The sequence below is a fragment of the Hyphomonas johnsonii MHS-2 genome, assembly GCF_000685275.1.
GTDB classification, from domain to species: Bacteria; Pseudomonadota; Alphaproteobacteria; order Caulobacterales; family Hyphomonadaceae; genus Hyphomonas; species Hyphomonas johnsonii.
Map to the genome: position 1 here is coordinate 149,865 of NZ_ARYK01000006.1, position 17,374 is coordinate 167,238.

Consider the following 17,374-nt stretch of genomic DNA (forward strand, 5'->3'; position numbering starts at 1 on the left):
AGATGGGGATGGGTCCATAGTGTCGAGGGCTCTGGTCTGGGCAAGTGCGTTTTTGGTGGCTGGCTGTCTGGCCGCTCCGCTCGCGTCCGCGCAGGCATCCCCTCCCAGGCTCGAAGGCGAATTGCACCCGGTAGTGCCTGACGCGGTCATCCGCGAGCATTTCAGCGGGTGCTGCCGCACCGGCTACACCGTCGACACTGACGGCCGGGCGCGCGACATCACGGTGGAGTGCACGTCACCCGTCTTCAGTTCTGCGGCGATCGATGCAATTGCATCGGCGACATTCAAGCCGGCGCGGATCTTGGGACTTCCGATCCGCACAACCGGCCAGTCGCACATGGTGACGTTCGAGATGCCGGGCGAGACAGGGATATGCGCGGAGGGCAATCACGCATGGAACAACCTGATCGCCCTGGGCGAAGAAGCCTTTCCCTTCCTGACAATGGATACAGGCACGATGGCGCCCTATGCGACGGACGCGTTGCGCGCCGTCGGCGTCGCGCGGGGCTGGGCCGCCTATTACACGACATTGGATTTCGAGACGCCGTGCGGGCCGCATCCGGGCTATGTGCCGTCCATCCAGGACTCCGAGCAGATCGAGACAATGGATTGGGACGCCTTGCGCCAGACAGGCGCGGCTTTCGAAAAGGTCTTCGCCTGGATGAACTGCCGGGACGACATGCTCAAGGCCTATGCCGAACAGGCCGTCGCCTGGCATGCCGAATATGATTCCGCCCCGGCCAACCGGATCGAGCACTGGACCGGCAGCGAAATGGATCGGTTGATCGCGGGCGAGCGCTCCCGCTATCGTCACGACCTGAAATTCATGAAGATTTACGCAGGCCAGATCGTGCGCCGCGAACAGGTCTTGCAGGATCAGGGAAGTGCGGACCCTGGATCGCCTTCAGAGCGGGAAGTTGTGCCCACCTATCGCGAGCCGGGCCTGACGGAGCACGAATGGACCGCCGCCGACCAATTCTTCTACGAGCAGGGGCCGGGTCCGCATCAGGCCTGCCTCGACAATGCGTCGACCTATGGCGCCAAGCAGGCCTGCCTCGGGACATGGTGGGGAAGCAAGTAGGCCATGGCTGACGGTATTCCGGTGACCCGTATTGAAGTGCCGCTGAGCCGGGTGAATGCGATCCGGGCGGCGGTGCGGGCCGTGACCCACCTTGGCGACACGGCAGACGCGTCGCGCCTCGTGCGGGCCGACGATGCCACGGCCTTCCTCGAATTCCTTTCCGATCCTGTCGTGCACGCGCCGATCTATACGCTGCCGCGCCCGCTGACAGAGGCGAGCGTGCGGGCCTTCATCGCGGACCACATGGCCCAGCATGCCGCCGGAGAGGGAATGCTGTTCATGCGCGATGATCCGCACGGCCGGATTCTCGGCTACAGCGACATCCAGGTCTGGCCGCACTGGGCCGCAGGTGAACTCGGCGGCGCGCTGCACCCCTCCCTCCATCATCAGGGCAAGGGGACGCGTGGCGCAGAGCAGTCATTCGCCTGGATGTTCGAGACGCTGCACCTGGACGTGATCTGCGAAACCGCCAGCCTCGAAAACAAGCCGACGCACCGCATGCTGGATGCGCTCGGCTTCACGCGGAAGGGGCAGGTGGAAAGCATGCGTCCGGACGGCACGCCGCGCGCATCGCTGGTCTGGGAAATCACGCAGACCGACTGGTTCCGCCTGCATCCGGCCTGAGGGTCAGAAGGCGCCGTGGCGGCCCTTGCCCGCGGCGAAGGCTGTCGCGCCGTCCAGCGTTTCGCCCGACCTCAATACGCCGAGGCCACCTTCGACTTCCGCGCGCAAGGCCGCGTCCATGTCGAGGCTCCACTGGCGCATCGCCGACAGGCGGTCGGCCCGCATGCATGTCTGCGGGAAGGCGGCAATGTCCCTGGCGAGCGCAAGCGCGCGGTCGAGCGCCTTGCCGGATGGCGCCGCATAGTTCGCCAGGCCGATGGCCATTGCCTCGTCGGGGCCGACTTCGCGGCCGGTCAGGATCAGGTCCATGGCACGCGAGGCGCCGATCAGGCGGGGCAGGCGGATCGTGCCGCCGTCGATCAGCGGTACCCCGAAGCGTCGGCAGAACACGCCGAACCGGGCCGTGTCGGATGCAACCCGCAGGTCGCACCACAGCGCCAGCTCCAGGCCACCGGCGACGGCGAAGCCTTCGACCGCCGCAATCACGGGCTTTGACAGGGTTAACCGTGTCGGGCCCATCGGTCCCATGTCACCCTCCGCGCGGACGGGGTTGCCCTTGCCGGCCGAGACGGCTTTCAGGTCAGCGCCGGCGCAGAAATTTCCCTCCGCGCCAGTCAGGATGGCGACCGACAGGGCAGCATCCGCATCGAACGCCTTGAACGTGTCGTACAGTGCCACTGCCGAGTCCCGGTCGACGGCATTGCGGGCATGCGGCCGGTTGATGGTGACAACAAGGACGTTGCCTTCCTGGCGGACGTCGACGCTGCCCTGCGTATCGGTCATGACGCGCCAGCCTCTGCGTCTGCGGGCGCGTGGCGGCCAAGGAAGGGGACCAGCCGGTCCAGCAGAGCCGGCACGATGCGGTCGGGCAGGTCATGGCCCCATTTCTCGATCACCTCGATCTCGGCACCGGGGATGCGCCGGGCAATGTCGCGCCCGCAGTCGACCTTGATCAGCGGGTCCATCGCACCGTGCAGGACGAGCGTCGGCTGGGTGACCGATGCCAGTCGTTCATGCCAGCGTGGCTGGGCAAGGATCGCCGCATATTGCCGGGCGACGCCGAATGGCCGGTCGGAGCGGTTGAAATCCGCCTTGGTCTGGGCGCGTATCTCGTTGTCCCTGGCGCGGATGTCGTCGTGCGAGCCAATGGCCCGGCGCGAGGCGACGGCGAGGTCGGCAATGGCGTCGGCGGTGCGCATCTCGGGCACGGCGGTAAGGGCGGCCTGTGCGGCTGGATCGGACGGCGGCAGGCCCGGCGCACCCGACGTGGTCATCACGGGGACAAGCGTGCGGACACGCTCTGGATGGTTCAGGGCGATCAGCTGCACGATCATGCCGCCCATGGACGCGCCCATCACGTCTGCCTGCTGCGCGCCCAGGGCGGAGATCAGCGCAGCGGCATCGGCGGCCATGTCATCCAGCAGGTAAGGCACCACATCGCGCGGCGCCTTGCCCTCCGCGACCGCCTTCAGGATGTCGCGCGGGGCTGGCGGCACCTGGCCGGTAAATTCCGTGCTGAGGCCGATGTCGCGATTGTCGAATGTGATGACGCGGCGTCCGGCATCGGCTAGGCCACGTTTCAGGCTCTCCGGCCAACGGGTCAGCTGGCCCGAAAACCCCGACACGAGCAGCATCATCGGGTCATTGGGCGACCCGGTTTCCTCATATTCGATCTCGATACCGTTCGCCTTGATCCGCGCCATGCTGGCCTCCCTGTGTCTGCGAGTGCTTCCGGCAGAATAGTCGGCAGGGTGCCGGGCCCGTTGATGCTAGCGGCCGAGTTCCTTCATCGCTTCGTCAAGGCCGCCCAGTGTCAGCTCGAACATGCGGTGCCCGCCGATGAGTTCACGGATCAGCTGGATGGAGCCGGTATAGTCCCAGGCGCCCTCCTTGACCGGGTTCAGCCAGACAAGGTGCGGGAAGCGCTCGACGAAGCGCTGGATCCAGATACCGCCGGCTTCCTCGTTCCAGTGCTCCACCGAGCCGCCGGCATAGGTGATCTCGTAGGGGCTCATCGTGGCATCGCCGACAATGATGACCTTGTAGTCGGACGGGAACTTGTTCAGCACGTCCCAGGTCGGGATGCGATTGTTCATGCGGCGGCGATTGTCCTTCCAAAGGCCCTCATAGGGGCAGTTGTGGAAGTAGTAGTATTCGAGCGTCTTGATCTCGGACTTGGCGGCCGAGAAGAGCTCTTCCATGATCCGCACATAGGGGTCCATCGAACCGCCGACATCGAGCAGCAGGAGCACCGACACCGCGTTGCGCTTTTCCGGGCGCATCTCGATGTCGAGATAGCCCTGGCGCGCGGTGTTGCGAATGGTGGCATCGAGATCGAGTTCATCCGGCGCGCCCTTGCGGGCCCATTTACGCAGGCGCTTCATGGCGACCTTGATGTTGCGGGTGCCGAGTTCGACATTGTCGTCGTAATTCTTGAATTCGCGCTTGTCCCAGACTTTCACCGCGCGGCGGTGGCGCGACTTTTCCTGGCCGATGCGCACGCCTTCCGGATTGTAGCCATTGGCGCCGAAGGGAGAGGTGCCACCCGTGCCGATCCACTTGTTGCCGCCTTCGTGCCGCTTCTTCTGCTCTTCGAGGCGCTGTTTCAGCGTTTCCATGAGCTTTTCGAACCCGCCCATGGCTTCGATCTCTTCCATCTCTTCCTTGGAGAGGAATTTTTCCGACATCTTGCGCAGCCATTCTTCCGGCAGGTCGGTGACGTCCACGGCGTCCGCCATGCTGTCGAGCCCCTTGAAGACGTGGCCGAACACCTTGTCGAACTTGTCGATATTGCGTTCGTCCTTCACCAGCGCGGCGCGCGAGAGGTAGTAGAAATCCGTCACCTCCATGTCGATGACCTGCTTGTCCATGGCTTCCATGAGCATCAGGTATTCCTTCAGCGTCACAGGCACTTTGGCTTCACGCAGTTCATTGAAGAAGTTGAGGAACATGGCGGAGTCTTTCGCTTGAATATGCTGCGAAGATAGCCCGCCTCGGCAGCCATGTCCAAGCTGACGCAGCGAAAAGGCCTGCGCTCATGTTCCATTCACCCGGCGGAAGGTAGACAAAGCCCATGCTAAAAGCGTTCCTGATCCTGCTCGCGGGCCTTTCCGCCGCGCCGGCCAGCCTGGCTGCGCCTGCCGCCGGCGTCGGCACGTGTGCGGGCAAACCCGAACAGGCCTGCCTGTTTGAAACGATCTGGACGGCCGCAGGCGCCCTGCCGGCCACGAAGCAGCAGCGCCTCGCACCCCTGTTTCTCGATACGGTGCGCCTCAGCCCTGATTCTGCCCTCGTGCAGACGTGGCAGGCACGCCTGCCCGGCGTGAAGCCGGCCGCGCCGCGCGCCGCAAACTATGCCGAAGACCAGGCCAGGGCGGTGATCGCGGAAACTGGCTGGGCCAGCTTTACGGCCCGGGCGCGGGCAGGCGGTGCGCCGTTCAATCTGGGGCGGCCGGAAATCATGGCCGCCGGCGTACGCCTGGCCCCCGACGCGGCAACCGCGCGCCGCCTGATCGATGCGATGTTCGATCTTGCCGTGTCCGGCGCTTCGCATTCCCGTCTGGAGGGCGATTTCGAAACGCAGGATTTCGGCCACGCGCTGGCCGAGCTGTCGATGCAGCGCTGTGATCTCGTGGCGTTCGATCGCGCTGTCGCCCTTACCGCAGCGCCGGATGGCCTGCGCTACGCGCTGTGGCGGGCCCGCATCACCGGTGGGGCGTCTGCGCTGGCGTCCCGCATCGCGTATAATGCGGATGCCGACGACACCCGCCATGTGCGCCAGGCGCTGGAAGGCTATCGTCCCATCCTGGCCCTCGGATACTGCAACCGGTAATCGTCATGGCACGTTGCTTCGCCCCCTATCCGTGTCCGGTGAACAGGTCCATAAGAGGCGCCGATGACTGAGTTTAATGATGATCATGATGCCGTCGATCCTGACGGCGACCCGCCCGAAGCGATTTGCGGCAACAAGGAAGTCGGTGCCCTTGCGCACCTCTACCGTGCCGAGGTGTACCGGTCGACGGTCTGGCGCCAGCGGCTTGACCAGACCACGAACTGGGCCGTCATCTCGACCGGCATCGGCCTGTCGGTCGCCTTTGCCAACGCGCAGGCTTCGCCCTTTCCGATCGTCCTGGTCGGGGCATTGTGTATCGTGTTCCTGACGCTGGAATCGCGGCGCTACCGTTTCTTCTACGTCTGGCGCTTCCGCGCGCGTGTGCTGGAAATTGCGTTCTACGTGCCGATGCTGCGCGGGGAGGGGGCGCGCATCCCGCTCGACCGTGGCACCGCCCTGTCGGACGATTACGAAAAACCGAAATACCGCATCTCGATGATCCGGGCGGTCGGCCGGCGCCTGCGCCGCAATTATGGCTGGCTGTTCGCCATTCTCGGCGCGGCCTATTTCGCCAAGATCGCGATCCACCCCACCGATGTCGACACCTGGACGCAATACATGCGCCGCGCCCATATCGGCCCGATCCCGGGCTGGCTGGCCATTACGGGCGGCCTTGTCTTCCATGCCACCTGGATCGGCATTGCCGTCAAGACCTGGCTCGACGAGCGCTACGACAAGTCAAAGATGGCCGACTTCCTGAAAAGCCGCGAAGACGTGAACCAACGCGCAAACGCCCTCGAACGCGAAGACGTCCAGGCCGAAATGGATATCCTCGGGCGTTAGAGTGGCGTCAATGGTGCGCCGCCAGTATCCCAACGATCATCGCAACAAGGGCCGCTTGACGGGTGACCCCGGTCTTGCTGAAGACGGCTTTGAGGTGGCTCCGGGCCGCTGCCAGCTTGATTTTCAGGTTCTTGGCGGCTTGGCGCAAATCCAGGCCTTGAGCGAGTTCCATGGCAAGTTCCGCCTCACGTGCCGTCAATCCAAAGGCTTCCGCCAGCGCTTGCGATTGAACGTCCGCCAGGTTCGCACTCGGGTGCAGGACGACCAGCACCAGGGTCTCGGCATCGCCTTCCACGAGCTGGTCTTCCACTTCCTGCCGGATCTCGTTTCTGAGCACACTCGCCTGCACCATCCAGAATGCGCCGCGTACATCTCGCATCAGGCACGTACCAGACTGCCCGGTGCCGACGCAGTGACGCAGCGTCGTGCGCCATCTCTGAGCAGACGGGGCATCCAATGCGCGAATGTCTCCGGATCGTGATGAAAGGAGTGTCTGGTCTGAAATCACTTTTTCAGCCGACCGGTTCATCCATCGGATTTTCCCCGTTTCTGACATGATCATGCAGGCTGTCGGCAGGCTCTGGAATGCACTTTCCAGAAGAGTCATGTCGTCGGACAGATTCCCCAACCGTTCTCGAAGACGCATCGCGCGGCACATGTGCGGCGTGATGGTCTCCATGCGCATCACGTCTTCTGGTGAGAACAAGCCGATCGATGGAGAGCGGTACAAGCTGAAGCAGGCAATGTGCCTGGGTGACTGGATAATCTGGGATGCCAAGGAATCCACGGTTCCGGATGCATCCAGGATATCCGCTTTGTAGTCTGGATCGATCTGATCCAGAGGAGCCAGCATGTATCCTGTGACAACGGTTCCTGACCTGGCGCGTTCAAACCGCTGCATCCAGATGTCGTTTTTCCAATGGTGCAGGTTGTAGGCGCTGGTGACGCTCTCATCGACACTCGTTTGCTGGAGGAGCGTTCGGCTGGGACTTACCACCACCAGCGCGCTTGAGTGTGCATTGAACATGCTTTCGAGCGTTCCGACCGTTCGTGTCCATGCCTGGTCATCGAATGCGGAATCGTAGATGGAATCCAACAGGCCGGTGAGCACCAGCTTATCCCCCTTTCAGGCGGAGGATTATGCGCTTTCAACCATGAAATGCAAGCCGGCGGCGAGGGCACCAGCCGTGTCAATCGGCGAGCGCCCCGGAACCGAACCTCAGCCCGCCGGGCCGCGGCGTCCGCCGCCGGGACCGTCCTGCCTGCGTGACAGGAAGGCGAGGCGTTCGAACAGGGCGACATCCTGCTCGTTCTTCAACAGCGCGCCGTGCAGCGGCGGCGTCAGGCGCTCGGGATCCTTCTCGCGCAATGTCTCGAGGTCGATGTCCTCGTTCATCAGGAGTTTCAGCCAGTCGAGCAACTCGCTGGTCGATGGCTTCTTCTTCACGCCGGGCAGTTCGCGCATGGCGTAGAACGTGGTGAGGGCATCGCCGACGAGCTTCTTCTTGATTTCGGGGAAGTGCACGTCGATGATTTCGCGCATCGTTTCCTCGTCGGGAAACTTGATGAAGTGGAAGAAGCAGCGGCGCAGGAACGCGTCCGGCAGTTCCTTCTCGTTGTTCGACGTGATGATCACGATCGGACGCACCTTGGCCTTCACGACCTCGTTGGTCTCGTAGACATAGAACTCCATGCGGTCGAGTTCCTGCAGCAAGTCGTTCGGGAACTCGATGTCGGCCTTGTCGATCTCGTCGATCAGCAGGACGGGGCGCTTCTTGGCGGTGAAGGCCTCCCACAGCTTGCCTTTCTTGATGTAGTTCTTGACGTCCTTGGCGCGCTCTTCGCCCATCTGGCCGTCACGCAGGCGGCTGACCGCATCATACTCGTAGAGGCCCTGGTTCGCCTTGGTCGTGGACTTGACGTGCCACTCGATCAGCTCGCAGCCGAGGGACTTGGCGACCTCGATGGCCAGCACGGTCTTGCCGGTGCCGGGTTCGCCCTTGACCAGGAGCGGACGCTCCAGCGCGATGGCAGCGTTAACCGCCACCCGCAGGTCGTCGGTCGCTACATAGTCCTTGGTGCCTTCAAAACGCATGGGGCCGGGTCCTCTTTGAAACGTTGGCGCCACAATAGGGGTCCGATCCGGTGGGGCAAGCTCTGACGTGGCGAGAGGACTGTCATTCGGTGAAAAATGCGCAATTGACGCATTCCCCTACGGAAACGCGCTTCGCGCCGCCACTGCACTGTGGTATAGAGAATGTGCCATGCGCGCCGCCACAGAGCACCAGCTTCAGCTTAGCGTCGCGCCTGTCCATGACTTGCCATTCCTATGCAGGAAAGGCGCTTCCGGGCAGGTGCAGGCCGTATGATCCAAAATGCCCGATGATAACGGGCGCATGGCGCTAATCTCCCCGGAAATTCCGTGGTTGGTCCGTGTGCGCCTTAACGGATCGCAATCATGCGTTAACGCCTTTCTGCAATTTTCATGGAAATTGGCAGGAATCGGATTCGCGCACGATGCCCTTGAAGCTTTCCCTCAAGCCCGGCGAGACGTTTGTCGTCAATGGCGCGGTCGTTCGCAATGGCGACCGCCGCGGCGTGCTGTTGCTGGAAAACCAGGCCCGTGTGCTGCGCGAAAAGGACATCCTGCGCCCGACGGATGCCACCACGCCGGTGCGGCGCGCCTATTTCGCCGTGATGCAGATGTACCTGCTCGGCGAGATTGACGGGCCGGCCTATACGCAGGCGGCAGAGGCGATCACGACCCTGCTCGCCACGGTGCAGAGCCCGGCCGAACGTGAGGCCGTCCTTGAAATATCCGCTGATGTGGCCGCCGCCGACCTCTACCGGGCGCTCAGCCGCTGTCGCAAGCTCATGGCGCTCGAAACAAACGGTGCCGGCTGATGGCGGACGGTAGTGTCATGCGCGCGCGAAGCGACCCCGGCCCGGTCAGGCTCACCCTCGACGAGGCCATTTCCCGTCTCGAGGCGGGCAAGGGCGAAGGCGTGGTCGTCGATCTCGGCGAGGGGCGCACGGCCGTCGCTGACGGCCATCGCGGCGATGACGGCCTGCTCCAGCGCCTGCGCGGGCACCGCATGCTGGTCGCCCTGGCGTCCGGTGCGGCAGACCTGTCCCAGTTCTCGACCTCACCCGGTACGGTGAATGTCGCCCCGCTTGTGCAGGAAATACTCGACGCTGCGGTCCAGAGGGACTAGGGGCCTCGCGCATGAGCGCAGAACTGATTTCCCTTTTCACGGCGACCTTCGTCACCTTCTTCGTGTTGATCGATGCGTTGGGTGTCGCGCCGATCTTTGCGACCCTGACGGCGCAGGGCGGCCCGGCCTATCGCCGCAAGATGGCGTTCAAGGCCACAGTGGTTGCCAGCCTGATCATGTTCGCGTTTGCGTTCGGCGGCGCGTGGCTGCTCGGCGCCATGCATATCTCGATCGACGCGTTCCGGGCGGCCGGCGGCGTGCTCCTGTTCCTGATCGCGCTCGACATGGTGTTCGAGAAACGCACCGAGCGGCGCGAACACCGGGCGTCAGAACTGATGGAAGGCCACGACGATACCGAGGAACCGGACGACATTTCCGTTTTCCCGATCGGTATTCCCATGATTGCCGGGCCGGGCTCCATCGCGACAGCCATGTTCTACATGTCAGGTGCCGGCGGCTGGACCGAAAAGGCCGTCGTATTGGCGGCCATTGGTCTCAACCTGGTGATCACGCTGGGAATATTCCTGATTGCCGGGCCGCTGGTCCGGATGATGGGGGCCAGCGTCGCGGGTGCGCTGACCCGTATCCTCGGGGTGATCCTCGCGGCCCTCTCGGTCCAGCTGCTGATCGACGGCATCAAGGGCGCATTCGGCCTGGCCTGACAGCCTATTGCGGTGCTTCCAGGCGCGTGCGGCGGCGCACGTTGCGCCGGAATGTCGAAACCGTCACCCAGAACAGGACCAGCCCGGCTGCAGTCAGGCCCATGAACTGCAGCACCAGTGCCCGTGTCCACCGCACGCCCGTGTCGGCAATGCGCATCGCGCTCGGTCCCATCTGCTTGACCAGCGCCACGGACCGGTCACCGCCCGCTTCGGCAATCAGGCGAACCCGGCGAAGGTCGGCCCCATCCTTGACCTGTTCGATCAGGGCGACGGCCGCTGTCGGATCCGTCAGCGCGCCAATCCGGGCGATCTGGGCCAGGTCCGTTTCCAGCCGGGCCATGCCCTTGGGACTGATCGCCCCGGCATAGGCAGCCTGCACCCGCTGGACACGTACCTTGGTCGTCGCAAGGTCACCAAAGGCCTCTTCGAGGGCGGGCTTCAGGGCGTCATCGGGCAGGGCGTCATCCAGACGGTCGGTCATGTACTCGGTGAATTCCTCCGACATCCTGCGCGACCTGCGGGCCGATTTCAGGATCGACAGCGCCCGGATATTCGCGTCCGCGTCGCCGCCTTCCGTTTCGGCGCGGGTGAGGCCGATGCCGGTGATCTTGAGAACCATCTCGTCGACCCGGTCGCCGGCTATCCAGCGCTCGGAATGGTTCGCCAGGTCGACCAGCGAACCCAGCATGGCAAATCTCTGTTCAATGACCGGCGCGGCAACGTCTGCGGGAACGGTCTCGGCCGGCGCGTCGGTTGCCGCCGCCACGGCCCTGTCGACCGTGTCGATCACCGGGGCGTCCGGGTCGATTTCATCCGGACGGGTCTCCAGGTTGTGAGCTGTTCCCATCGCCTCGTTGAAACGCTGGCTGACGTCGAGGGGCAGCTTGCGCAGGGCAACCCGGGCGATGCGTTCGTCCTCGGTACCGGATTCTTCCGAACCGGCGGCCACCATCAATTCCTTGACGTCCTCACGGCTCAGCATCTGTGGGGCCGTCAGCAGGAAGCCGCGTGCCGCCGTCACGTCGCGTGCGGCCAGTTCACGCGAAATGATGTCGTGCCAGAACTTGTATTTGTCGGCGGCGTTGCGCGGCGCCATTGCGGCAAAGGTCTCGTCCATGTTGCGGCGGGTCTGGTCGATCGATTCGACGGCTGGTGATTCAGAGAATGTTGCCCCGGAAAACGCGCCTGCCAGGATCTGCGCAGCGATCACCGGAATCAGGATCAACAGTGAATTGAACATCACCGCCTGCATCCAGCCGGAAGAACGTATCGATCTTTTTCGGCGGCGGGCCATGGGCAGTGGAACCGTTGCGAAAGCTGCACTCTGGGCGAAACTCCATTGAGCGCGGCGTTGGTCTAAAGATCAAGCCTCGGCCTGCAAATTGCAGCCGGTTTGCGGGCCGAATGGCATTAAGTGAGGGTAATAATATCATGAAATTTGTGTGATTTAGGCGCAATCTTCTGAAATTATTGGCTTTATTATCTCAGCTATGCCAATTGCGGTGAATCACTTGCCGATCTATATCGGGCCAATCCTGGTGAAAGGTGTCTGCTATGACGATAGAACTATCAGACGACTACCGTCCGTCAGAAGACGAGGAATTCATGAACGAGCGTCAACTGGCCTTTTTCCGCCGGTTGCTCGAGAACTGGAAAGCCGAAATACTCGACGGCGCCAAACAGACAATTCACAACCTGCAGGACGAGTCCGGATCTCTTCCCGATGTCGTCGACCGGGCCTCTGCGGAGAGTGACAAGGCCCTGGAGCTGCGCACGCGTGACCGCCAGCGCAAGCTGATCTCGAAGATCGACAGCGCACTGCGCCGCATCAACGATGGAACCTATGGCTTTTGTGAAGCGACCGGCGAACCGATCGGCCTGCGCCGCCTCGAAGCCCGCCCGACTGCCACGCTGAGCCTTGAGGCGCAGGAGCGTCACGAGCGCAAGGAGCGCACGCTGCGCGACGACTAGGCGCCTGCCTGTGCTTTCCGCATATCAAAGCGGCGGCCCTCCAATCCTGGAAGTACCGCCGCTTTTTTGCCCATCAACCCAACGCCGCGGCGAAGTGCATTGTACCCCGAGCGTTGAAGACATGATCGCATCAAGGTCCAAATGTTCCCTTACCTGATGGTAATCAGGAGCTTAATGCAATCTTCGCTTGCTTAAATCCGTGGCGTAATCGGTTAAGGTTTTCCGTATCCGGCGAAGGCGAACCGCAGTAAATGCGGCTACCAGCCCGAAAGTCCTAACCACCCGTTAACTCTCTCTGGGCCAGACTGGCGTTTGGCTTCTTAAGGATTCCGTACCGCGCTCATGGACAGGCCTCTGCCTCACGCTTCCGATGACGGATGGGACATGTCGCCGAGACGTGAAACCGCCATCATGCTTGACATGCCGACCAGTTTCGAAGGCTTCAGTCCCGTCGCCGAGGCACCGCTTGTCCGCAACAAGCTCAGCCCGGCCGAGATCGAAGCGCTGCTGCGGCCGGACCTTTCGGACATGCCTGACGATCCGCCGCCGCCCGAGCCGGTCGCGATCACGCCCAAGGACATCCCGGACTTCCACGCGCCCGCTGCGCCCACCACCAGCACAGCCATCCCGGAAGACGCCATGCGCCTTGCCGCCCGCCTGTCGCTGGCCCTGCGCCAGCGCTGCGGCCTGCGGGCTGCTGCCACGGTGGCCGGAACAGGGGAGGGCTCGTTCCTGGCGGGCCTTGCCACGCACGCCGACGAGATCGGACGGGCGATCGCCTGCTTCGCCGCACCGTCCGGCGAAATCGTCGCCATGCTCAGCCTCAGCGCCCCCTTGTCCGGCGCGCTGATCGAAACGGCCTGCGGCGGCCAGCCCACCGACTCTGCGCCGCGTGAACTGACACCGCTCGACGGCGCCCTGCTTGAAGGCCTGGTGCGCCCACTGGGCACGGCGATTTCGCCGTCGCTCAGCTTTGCGCGCATCGAGACGGATGCTGATTTCGCCGCCGCGCTCGCCCGACCGGGCGCCGCCGACATCATCGACCTCGACATCAGGCTGGATCACGGACGGATGGGCGCGCGACTTATCCTTGCGGCTGACGATCTCTTCGACAGCGCGCCTGCGGGCGGCCTTGCCGCCCCCGAACCACACCCGCACCGCACCCCTGCCACACCCGCGCCAGTCGCCGCTGCTGCCGGTGTGACCGCCGTCCTGACGGCGCGCATCGCCAGTCTCAGCGTGCCGCTGTCACGCCTCTCGGACCTCAAGGCAGGCTCAACCCTGCTGCTCGGCCTGCCTGCCGACCAGCCGGTGGAACTGCTGTCGGGCGGCCGTAACGGGCCGGTCGCAGCCGAGGCCCAGATCGGCCGCAAGGGCGCCCAGATGGCCCTGCGGATCACCCGGCGCGGCCCGGCGATCCGCGACCTCGGCTAGGCCGACCGGCCTAGTCGCCGCGCATGTGTGCCTCGGCGGCATCGCGCGATGCCGCCTCCGTGCCGTTCCCGAGAAGCTCCGCTTCCCTCTGCACCCACAGGCGCTTCTGGTAGTTTGTCGAGATGATATCGGTCACGACGAGCACGAAGATCACCAGGTAGAAGCTGGACTTGCTCATCGCGTCGATCGCAAAGCCGAACAGCGTGAGGTGGGCAAGGTGCGCGCCCTCCGTCACGAGCAGCACGCCGACGAGGAAGAGCACGAACAGGCCGAGAACCTCGTACATCCTGTTCTTTTTCAGGAAGTCGGCAACGGCGTCCGCCATCAGCACCATCGCGATGCCTGAAACCACGATCGCGATCGTCATCAGCCAGACATCGTAATGCACGCTGATATGGCCCGCAGCATCGACCGTTCTTTCATTGGCAATCGCCATGGCCGAGAGGATCGAGTCAAACGAGAAGACCAGGTTCATGGCAACGATCATCGAGATCGCCTGGAACACCGATTTCGGTCGTCCCCCCTCACTGTGCTCGATGAATTCGACCGTCAGCAGGTGATTGATCTCCTTGACCGCCGTGTAGATGATGAACGAGCCGCCCGCGAGCGTGATCAGGCTCTGGAACGTGAAAGACCCCTCGAAGAAGCCGGGCCAATGCGCTGAAATCAGCGGTGCGGCGAGGGCGTCAAACAGGCCCACGACAATGAACAGCAGGACGATGCGGAAGATGATCGCCAGCCCGATGCCCCAGCGCCGGACCATCGGCGCCTGCGCCTCGCCCACCCGTTTGGACTCGATCGAGATGTAAAGCAGGTTGTCGAAGCCCAGTACCGCCTGCAGCAGCAGCAGCATGAGCAGTGTGAAAAGGCCCGATATCGAAAAGACTTCGTGGATGAATTCGTTCAGCATGCGCCGCCCCCCGGAGTTGTATCCAACTCCTGTAAGGAACATTCAGCGGTCGCAATCAAGAGCCGGTCATCAGGACCCCGATGATTGCTTCACGAATTCGGCCTGGATCTCGATGCCCACGGTATCGGTCACCAACCCGGAATACTTGCTGACGCCGAACGCTGTCCGGTCGATCTCGGTCGTCGCCGAAAAGCCGGCAACCTCGGCGCCGCGCAGCTGGTCATGGGCAGCGCCATTGAACGTGACCTGCAGTGTCACCGGTAAGGTCGTCCCGTGCAGCGTCAGGTCTCCCGTCACATCGGCGGTCGTGGGGCCCGTCACGCTGATGGCGGTCGATCTGAACACGGCTTGCGGAAAGGCCGCGGCATCAAACCAGTCCGGCCCCATCAGTTCCTCGGCAAAGCTGTCATTGGCAATGTCGAGCGAGGTCATGTCGACCGTCGCCTCGACCCGGGCCTGTGCCGGATCGGCGGCGTCGCCTGTCAGGCTCGCATCGAAGGTTTCGAACCGGCCGATCAGGTCGGAATAGCCAAGATGGTTGATCCGGAACAGCAGGGCCGCGTGCGCAGGGTCCAGCGCATAATCGCCGGCCGCCACCTTGGTGAGGTCCGTGCTGACGGCGGGCTTCAGCAACGGGGCGACGAGCGACGCGCACGATCCGAGCGAGACCAGCCCGAACGCCACGACGCCCGCCTTCAGCCATCCATGCCGCATGATCTCAGGTCCCTTTGGTTTCAGCCACCCAAGCCTGCACATTCTGTTCGAGGATATCCAGCGGAACCGCACCGTCCCTGAGCACAACATCGTGAAAGCTGCGGATGTCGAACTTGTCGCCAAGTTCGGCCCTGGCCATTTCGCGCAGTTCGACAATCTTCAACATGCCGATCTTGTAGGCGGTCGCCTGTCCCGGCATCACGATATAGCGCTCAATGGCCTTGCGGCAGTCGCCTTCAGGGTTCGGCGTATTGTCCATCAGGTACTGGATGGCCTGTTCACGCGTCCAGCGCTTGTCATGAATGCCCGTGTCCACGACGAGTCGCGCCGCACGCCAGATTTCCATCGCGAGCCGCCCGAAATCATCATAGGGGTCCGTGTAGTAGCCCATGTCTTTCGGCAGCAGCTCCGAATACAGGCCCCACCCTTCGGTATAGGCCGTGTAGCCGCCATACTTGCGGAAGCTCGGAATGCCTTCCAGTTCCTGCGCCATGGCAATCTGCATGTGGTGGCCCGGAATGCCTTCATGGAAGGCGAGGGCCTGCATCTGGTAGGTCGGCATGTCCTGCATGCGATAGAGGTTGGCGTAATAGGTGCCGGGCCGGCTGCCATCCGGGGCAGGGCGGGAATAGAACGCCTTGCCGGCGGACTGTTCGCGGAAGGGCTCGACGGCTTTCACGATCATGTCGGCCTTGGGGAAGGTCTTGAACACCATCGGCAGGTCTTCACGCATCTTGTCGATGGCGGCGGTGGCCTCGGCCAGGTATTCCGCTTTGCCTTCCTCCGTATTCGGCTTGAAGAATTGCGGATCGGTGCGGGTAAACTCGAAGAACTCCTTCAGCGTGCCGTCGAAACCGACCTTGACCATGATGCCGCGCATCTCGTCCTGGATGCGGGCGACTTCGGCAAGGCCGAGATCGTGAATCTCGTCGGCGCTCATGTCGGTCGTCGTGATCTGCTTCAGGCGCATCGCGTAATAGGCGTCGGCGTCCGGCAGCTTCCATGCCCCGTCATCTGTCGTCGCCACAGCAGCTTGCGCTTCCATTTCCGCAATCGCGGCCTCATAGGCCGGGCCCACCGATGTCTTCAGCGCATCCACCGCACGGGCCAGCAGTGCAGCAGCCTCATCCGGGGTGACACCGTCCGTGCTTTCCAGCGTGGCCAGTTTTGTGCGGAAGTCGTTCATCAGGGGGCTGTCTTCGGAGCCATCGGCCACGTCGGTCGTGAACGGATAGCCGGTGATCACGCCCCGCGAATCGGACAGGACATAGTCATAGACAAAGCGCGGCGGCTGGATGCCCTTTTCGGCGGCCGCGTGGGCATTGGCGACATTCTGGCCGAGATAGGCTGCGATTCCCTCCAGCCGTGAGACATAGGCTTCGGCATCGCTGGCGCCGGACACCTTGTGCTGGTTGATCAGGAAGGCCGGGATTTCCGATTGCACGCCGAACATCTGGTTGAAGAGGTAGGTGTGATCGCGGAAAGGAAAGGCGGCCTCTTCCCGCGCCAGTTCGTACTCTGCCAGGCGCCACGACAGTTTCGCCTGCGGGTCCAGCTTGTCGAAATCGAACGAGGCCTTCATTTCGGCCACCATTGCCTGCTGCAATGCAAGGTCTTCTCGCGCATGCGCGTCGGACGCGTCATCCCATTTGTCGTAATCGTCCTTGATGCCGAGATAGGTCTGGTTCATCGGGCTGCGGGCGAGCATTTCCTTGAACTTGACCTCGAACCAGGCGTTCAGCGCGGCGCTTTCGACCTCGGTGGCCGAGGGCGTGCTTTCGCTGTGGGTGGGCAGGGGAGCGCCGGTATCCGCTGCGTTGCCTGCAAGGGCGGTCGCAGGCGGCGTCTGGCCGGCACAGGCCGACAGGAGAAGGAGGGCAGCAACGGAAGCGGCTGTACGGTTCATGAGTGGCTCCGAATTCGATGAAGTTAGTGCGATTTCAACAGTGAGAATTAACGCTTTTTTCGGTTTCGTTAACCTTTGATGTGGCAATGTAAGTCGACTAGGATTCTGCAACAGGTGAGTCGTCGGCTCAACCTGCAGGATTGGTGTACAGTGGTTCCGACTTGGTGTCTTGTGAGTCGGCG

General features: G+C 63.1%; 18 protein-coding genes. 9 read left to right on the forward strand and 9 right to left on the reverse strand.

The window, feature by feature from the left end:
• The first annotated feature begins 133 nt into the window (after positions 1–133).
• Entirely contained in the window at positions 134–1,081 is a 948-nt protein-coding gene (locus HJO_RS12925; RefSeq protein WP_035617500.1) for an energy transducer TonB, read from the forward strand.
• A gap of 3 nt (positions 1,082–1,084) precedes the next feature.
• A complete protein-coding gene (locus tag HJO_RS12930) occupies positions 1,085–1,705 on the forward strand; it encodes a GNAT family N-acetyltransferase (protein ID WP_035617502.1) in 621 nt (206 codons plus the stop codon).
• Positions 1,706–1,708: 3 nt separating this feature from the next.
• Here the strand turns inward: HJO_RS12930 and HJO_RS12935 are convergent, their stop codons facing one another.
• The 3 genes from HJO_RS12935 to HJO_RS12945 form a co-directional block, all read right to left on the reverse strand.
• The gene (locus HJO_RS12935) at positions 1,709–2,488 is read right to left on the reverse strand and encodes a crotonase/enoyl-CoA hydratase family protein (protein WP_035617504.1); all 780 of its coding nucleotides are present in this window, start codon (positions 2,486–2,488) and stop codon (positions 1,709–1,711) included.
• Positions 2,485–3,408 (reverse strand): alpha/beta fold hydrolase, encoded by a 924-nt coding sequence (locus HJO_RS12940; RefSeq protein ID WP_035617506.1) that lies wholly within the window; start codon positions 3,406–3,408, stop codon positions 2,485–2,487. Before HJO_RS12940 ends, HJO_RS12935 begins: the two co-directional genes overlap by 4 nt.
• A 66-nt stretch (positions 3,409–3,474) precedes the next feature.
• Positions 3,475–4,656, reverse strand: a complete 1,182-nt coding sequence (locus HJO_RS12945; RefSeq protein WP_035617508.1) for a vWA domain-containing protein — start codon at positions 4,654–4,656, stop codon at positions 3,475–3,477.
• Between the two features lie 122 nt (positions 4,657–4,778).
• On the opposite strand from HJO_RS12945, the gene HJO_RS12950 reads away from it, so the two are divergent.
• Together HJO_RS12950 and HJO_RS12955 are read left to right on the forward strand one after the other, a co-directional pair.
• The gene (locus HJO_RS12950; protein WP_035617511.1) at positions 4,779–5,537 is read left to right on the forward strand and encodes a hypothetical protein; all 759 of its coding nucleotides are present in this window, start codon (positions 4,779–4,781) and stop codon (positions 5,535–5,537) included.
• A gap of 63 nt (positions 5,538–5,600) precedes the next feature.
• Positions 5,601–6,380 carry a DUF2270 domain-containing protein gene (locus HJO_RS12955; RefSeq protein WP_084141984.1) on the forward strand — a complete coding sequence of 260 codons (780 nt, stop codon included), beginning with the start codon at positions 5,601–5,603 and terminating at the stop codon, positions 6,378–6,380.
• A 7-nt stretch (positions 6,381–6,387) separates the two neighbouring features.
• Here the strand turns inward: HJO_RS12955 and HJO_RS12960 are convergent, their stop codons facing one another.
• Both HJO_RS12960 and HJO_RS12965 read right to left on the reverse strand, forming a co-directional pair.
• On the reverse strand, positions 6,388–7,491 hold the full coding sequence (locus HJO_RS12960; protein ID WP_035617513.1) for a helix-turn-helix transcriptional regulator: 1,104 nt from the start codon (positions 7,489–7,491) through the stop codon (positions 6,388–6,390).
• 108 nt (positions 7,492–7,599) lie between these two features.
• Positions 7,600–8,475 carry an AAA family ATPase gene (locus HJO_RS12965; protein WP_035617515.1) on the reverse strand — a complete coding sequence of 292 codons (876 nt, stop codon included), beginning with the start codon at positions 8,473–8,475 and terminating at the stop codon, positions 7,600–7,602.
• Between the two features lie 422 nt (positions 8,476–8,897).
• Here HJO_RS12965 and flbT point away from each other — a divergent pair, with 422 nt between their 5' ends.
• Genes flbT through HJO_RS12980 form a run of 3 tightly spaced genes read left to right on the forward strand, consistent with a single transcriptional unit; the run spans position 8,898 to position 10,257 of the window.
• The gene (flbT, locus tag HJO_RS12970) at positions 8,898–9,284 is read left to right on the forward strand and encodes a flagellar biosynthesis repressor FlbT (RefSeq protein WP_035617517.1); all 387 of its coding nucleotides are present in this window, start codon (positions 8,898–8,900) and stop codon (positions 9,282–9,284) included.
• A complete protein-coding gene (locus tag HJO_RS12975) occupies positions 9,284–9,595 on the forward strand; it encodes a hypothetical protein (RefSeq protein WP_035617518.1) in 312 nt (103 codons plus the stop codon). Before flbT ends, HJO_RS12975 begins: the two co-directional genes overlap by 1 nt.
• Before the next feature lie 11 nt (positions 9,596–9,606).
• Entirely contained in the window at positions 9,607–10,257 is a 651-nt protein-coding gene (locus HJO_RS12980; protein ID WP_035617520.1) for a MarC family protein, read from the forward strand.
• 4 nt (positions 10,258–10,261) lie between these two features.
• On the opposite strand, the gene HJO_RS12985 is transcribed toward HJO_RS12980, so the two are convergent.
• Positions 10,262–11,497 (reverse strand): hypothetical protein, encoded by a 1,236-nt coding sequence (locus HJO_RS12985; protein ID WP_156945635.1) that lies wholly within the window; start codon positions 11,495–11,497, stop codon positions 10,262–10,264.
• A gap of 314 nt (positions 11,498–11,811) precedes the next feature.
• On the opposite strand from HJO_RS12985, the gene dksA reads away from it, so the two are divergent.
• Together dksA and HJO_RS12995 are read left to right on the forward strand one after the other, a co-directional pair.
• The gene (dksA, locus tag HJO_RS12990) at positions 11,812–12,228 is read left to right on the forward strand and encodes an RNA polymerase-binding protein DksA (protein WP_035617524.1); all 417 of its coding nucleotides are present in this window, start codon (positions 11,812–11,814) and stop codon (positions 12,226–12,228) included.
• 384 nt (positions 12,229–12,612) lie between these two features.
• Entirely contained in the window at positions 12,613–13,662 is a 1,050-nt protein-coding gene (locus HJO_RS12995; protein WP_035617526.1) for a flagellar motor switch protein FliM, read from the forward strand.
• Positions 13,663–13,672: 10 nt separating this feature from the next.
• Here the strand turns inward: HJO_RS12995 and HJO_RS13000 are convergent, their stop codons facing one another.
• The 3 genes from HJO_RS13000 to HJO_RS13010 all read right to left on the reverse strand — a co-directional run bounded on the left by HJO_RS13000 (position 13,673) and on the right by HJO_RS13010 (position 17,192).
• A complete protein-coding gene (locus tag HJO_RS13000) occupies positions 13,673–14,572 on the reverse strand; it encodes a TerC family protein (RefSeq protein WP_241764746.1) in 900 nt (299 codons plus the stop codon).
• Between the two features lie 69 nt (positions 14,573–14,641).
• On the reverse strand, positions 14,642–15,286 hold the full coding sequence (locus HJO_RS13005) for a YceI family protein (protein ID WP_051618591.1): 645 nt from the start codon (positions 15,284–15,286) through the stop codon (positions 14,642–14,644).
• A 4-nt stretch (positions 15,287–15,290) separates the two neighbouring features.
• Positions 15,291–17,192, reverse strand: a complete 1,902-nt coding sequence (locus HJO_RS13010; protein WP_035617528.1) for a DUF885 domain-containing protein — start codon at positions 17,190–17,192, stop codon at positions 15,291–15,293.
• Positions 17,193–17,374: the final 182 nt, after the last annotated feature.

Coding starts and splice junctions, on each gene's coding strand:
- HJO_RS12930 (WP_035617502.1), top strand. CDS start 1,085: ATGGCTGACGGTATTCCGGTGACCCGTATTGAAGTGCCGCTGAGCCGG.
- dksA (WP_035617524.1), top strand. CDS start 11,812: ATGACGATAGAACTATCAGACGACTACCGTCCGTCAGAAGACGAGGAA.
- HJO_RS12940 (WP_035617506.1), bottom strand. CDS start 3,408: ATGGCGCGGATCAAGGCGAACGGTATCGAGATCGAATATGAGGAAACC.
- HJO_RS12995 (WP_035617526.1), top strand. CDS start 12,613: ATGTCGCCGAGACGTGAAACCGCCATCATGCTTGACATGCCGACCAGT.
- HJO_RS12980 (WP_035617520.1), top strand. CDS start 9,607: ATGAGCGCAGAACTGATTTCCCTTTTCACGGCGACCTTCGTCACCTTC.
- HJO_RS12935 (WP_035617504.1), bottom strand. CDS start 2,488: ATGACCGATACGCAGGGCAGCGTCGACGTCCGCCAGGAAGGCAACGTC.
- HJO_RS12955 (WP_084141984.1), top strand. CDS start 5,601: ATGACTGAGTTTAATGATGATCATGATGCCGTCGATCCTGACGGCGAC.
- HJO_RS13005 (WP_051618591.1), bottom strand. CDS start 15,286: ATGCGGCATGGATGGCTGAAGGCGGGCGTCGTGGCGTTCGGGCTGGTC.
- HJO_RS13010 (WP_035617528.1), bottom strand. CDS start 17,192: ATGAACCGTACAGCCGCTTCCGTTGCTGCCCTCCTTCTCCTGTCGGCC.
- flbT (WP_035617517.1), top strand. CDS start 8,898: ATGCCCTTGAAGCTTTCCCTCAAGCCCGGCGAGACGTTTGTCGTCAAT.
- HJO_RS12985 (WP_156945635.1), bottom strand. CDS start 11,497: ATGTTCAATTCACTGTTGATCCTGATTCCGGTGATCGCTGCGCAGATC.
- HJO_RS12975 (WP_035617518.1), top strand. CDS start 9,284: ATGGCGGACGGTAGTGTCATGCGCGCGCGAAGCGACCCCGGCCCGGTC.
- HJO_RS12945 (WP_035617508.1), bottom strand. CDS start 4,656: ATGTTCCTCAACTTCTTCAATGAACTGCGTGAAGCCAAAGTGCCTGTG.
- HJO_RS12965 (WP_035617515.1), bottom strand. CDS start 8,475: ATGCGTTTTGAAGGCACCAAGGACTATGTAGCGACCGACGACCTGCGG.
- HJO_RS12950 (WP_035617511.1), top strand. CDS start 4,779: ATGCTAAAAGCGTTCCTGATCCTGCTCGCGGGCCTTTCCGCCGCGCCG.
- HJO_RS13000 (WP_241764746.1), bottom strand. CDS start 14,572: ATGCTGAACGAATTCATCCACGAAGTCTTTTCGATATCGGGCCTTTTC.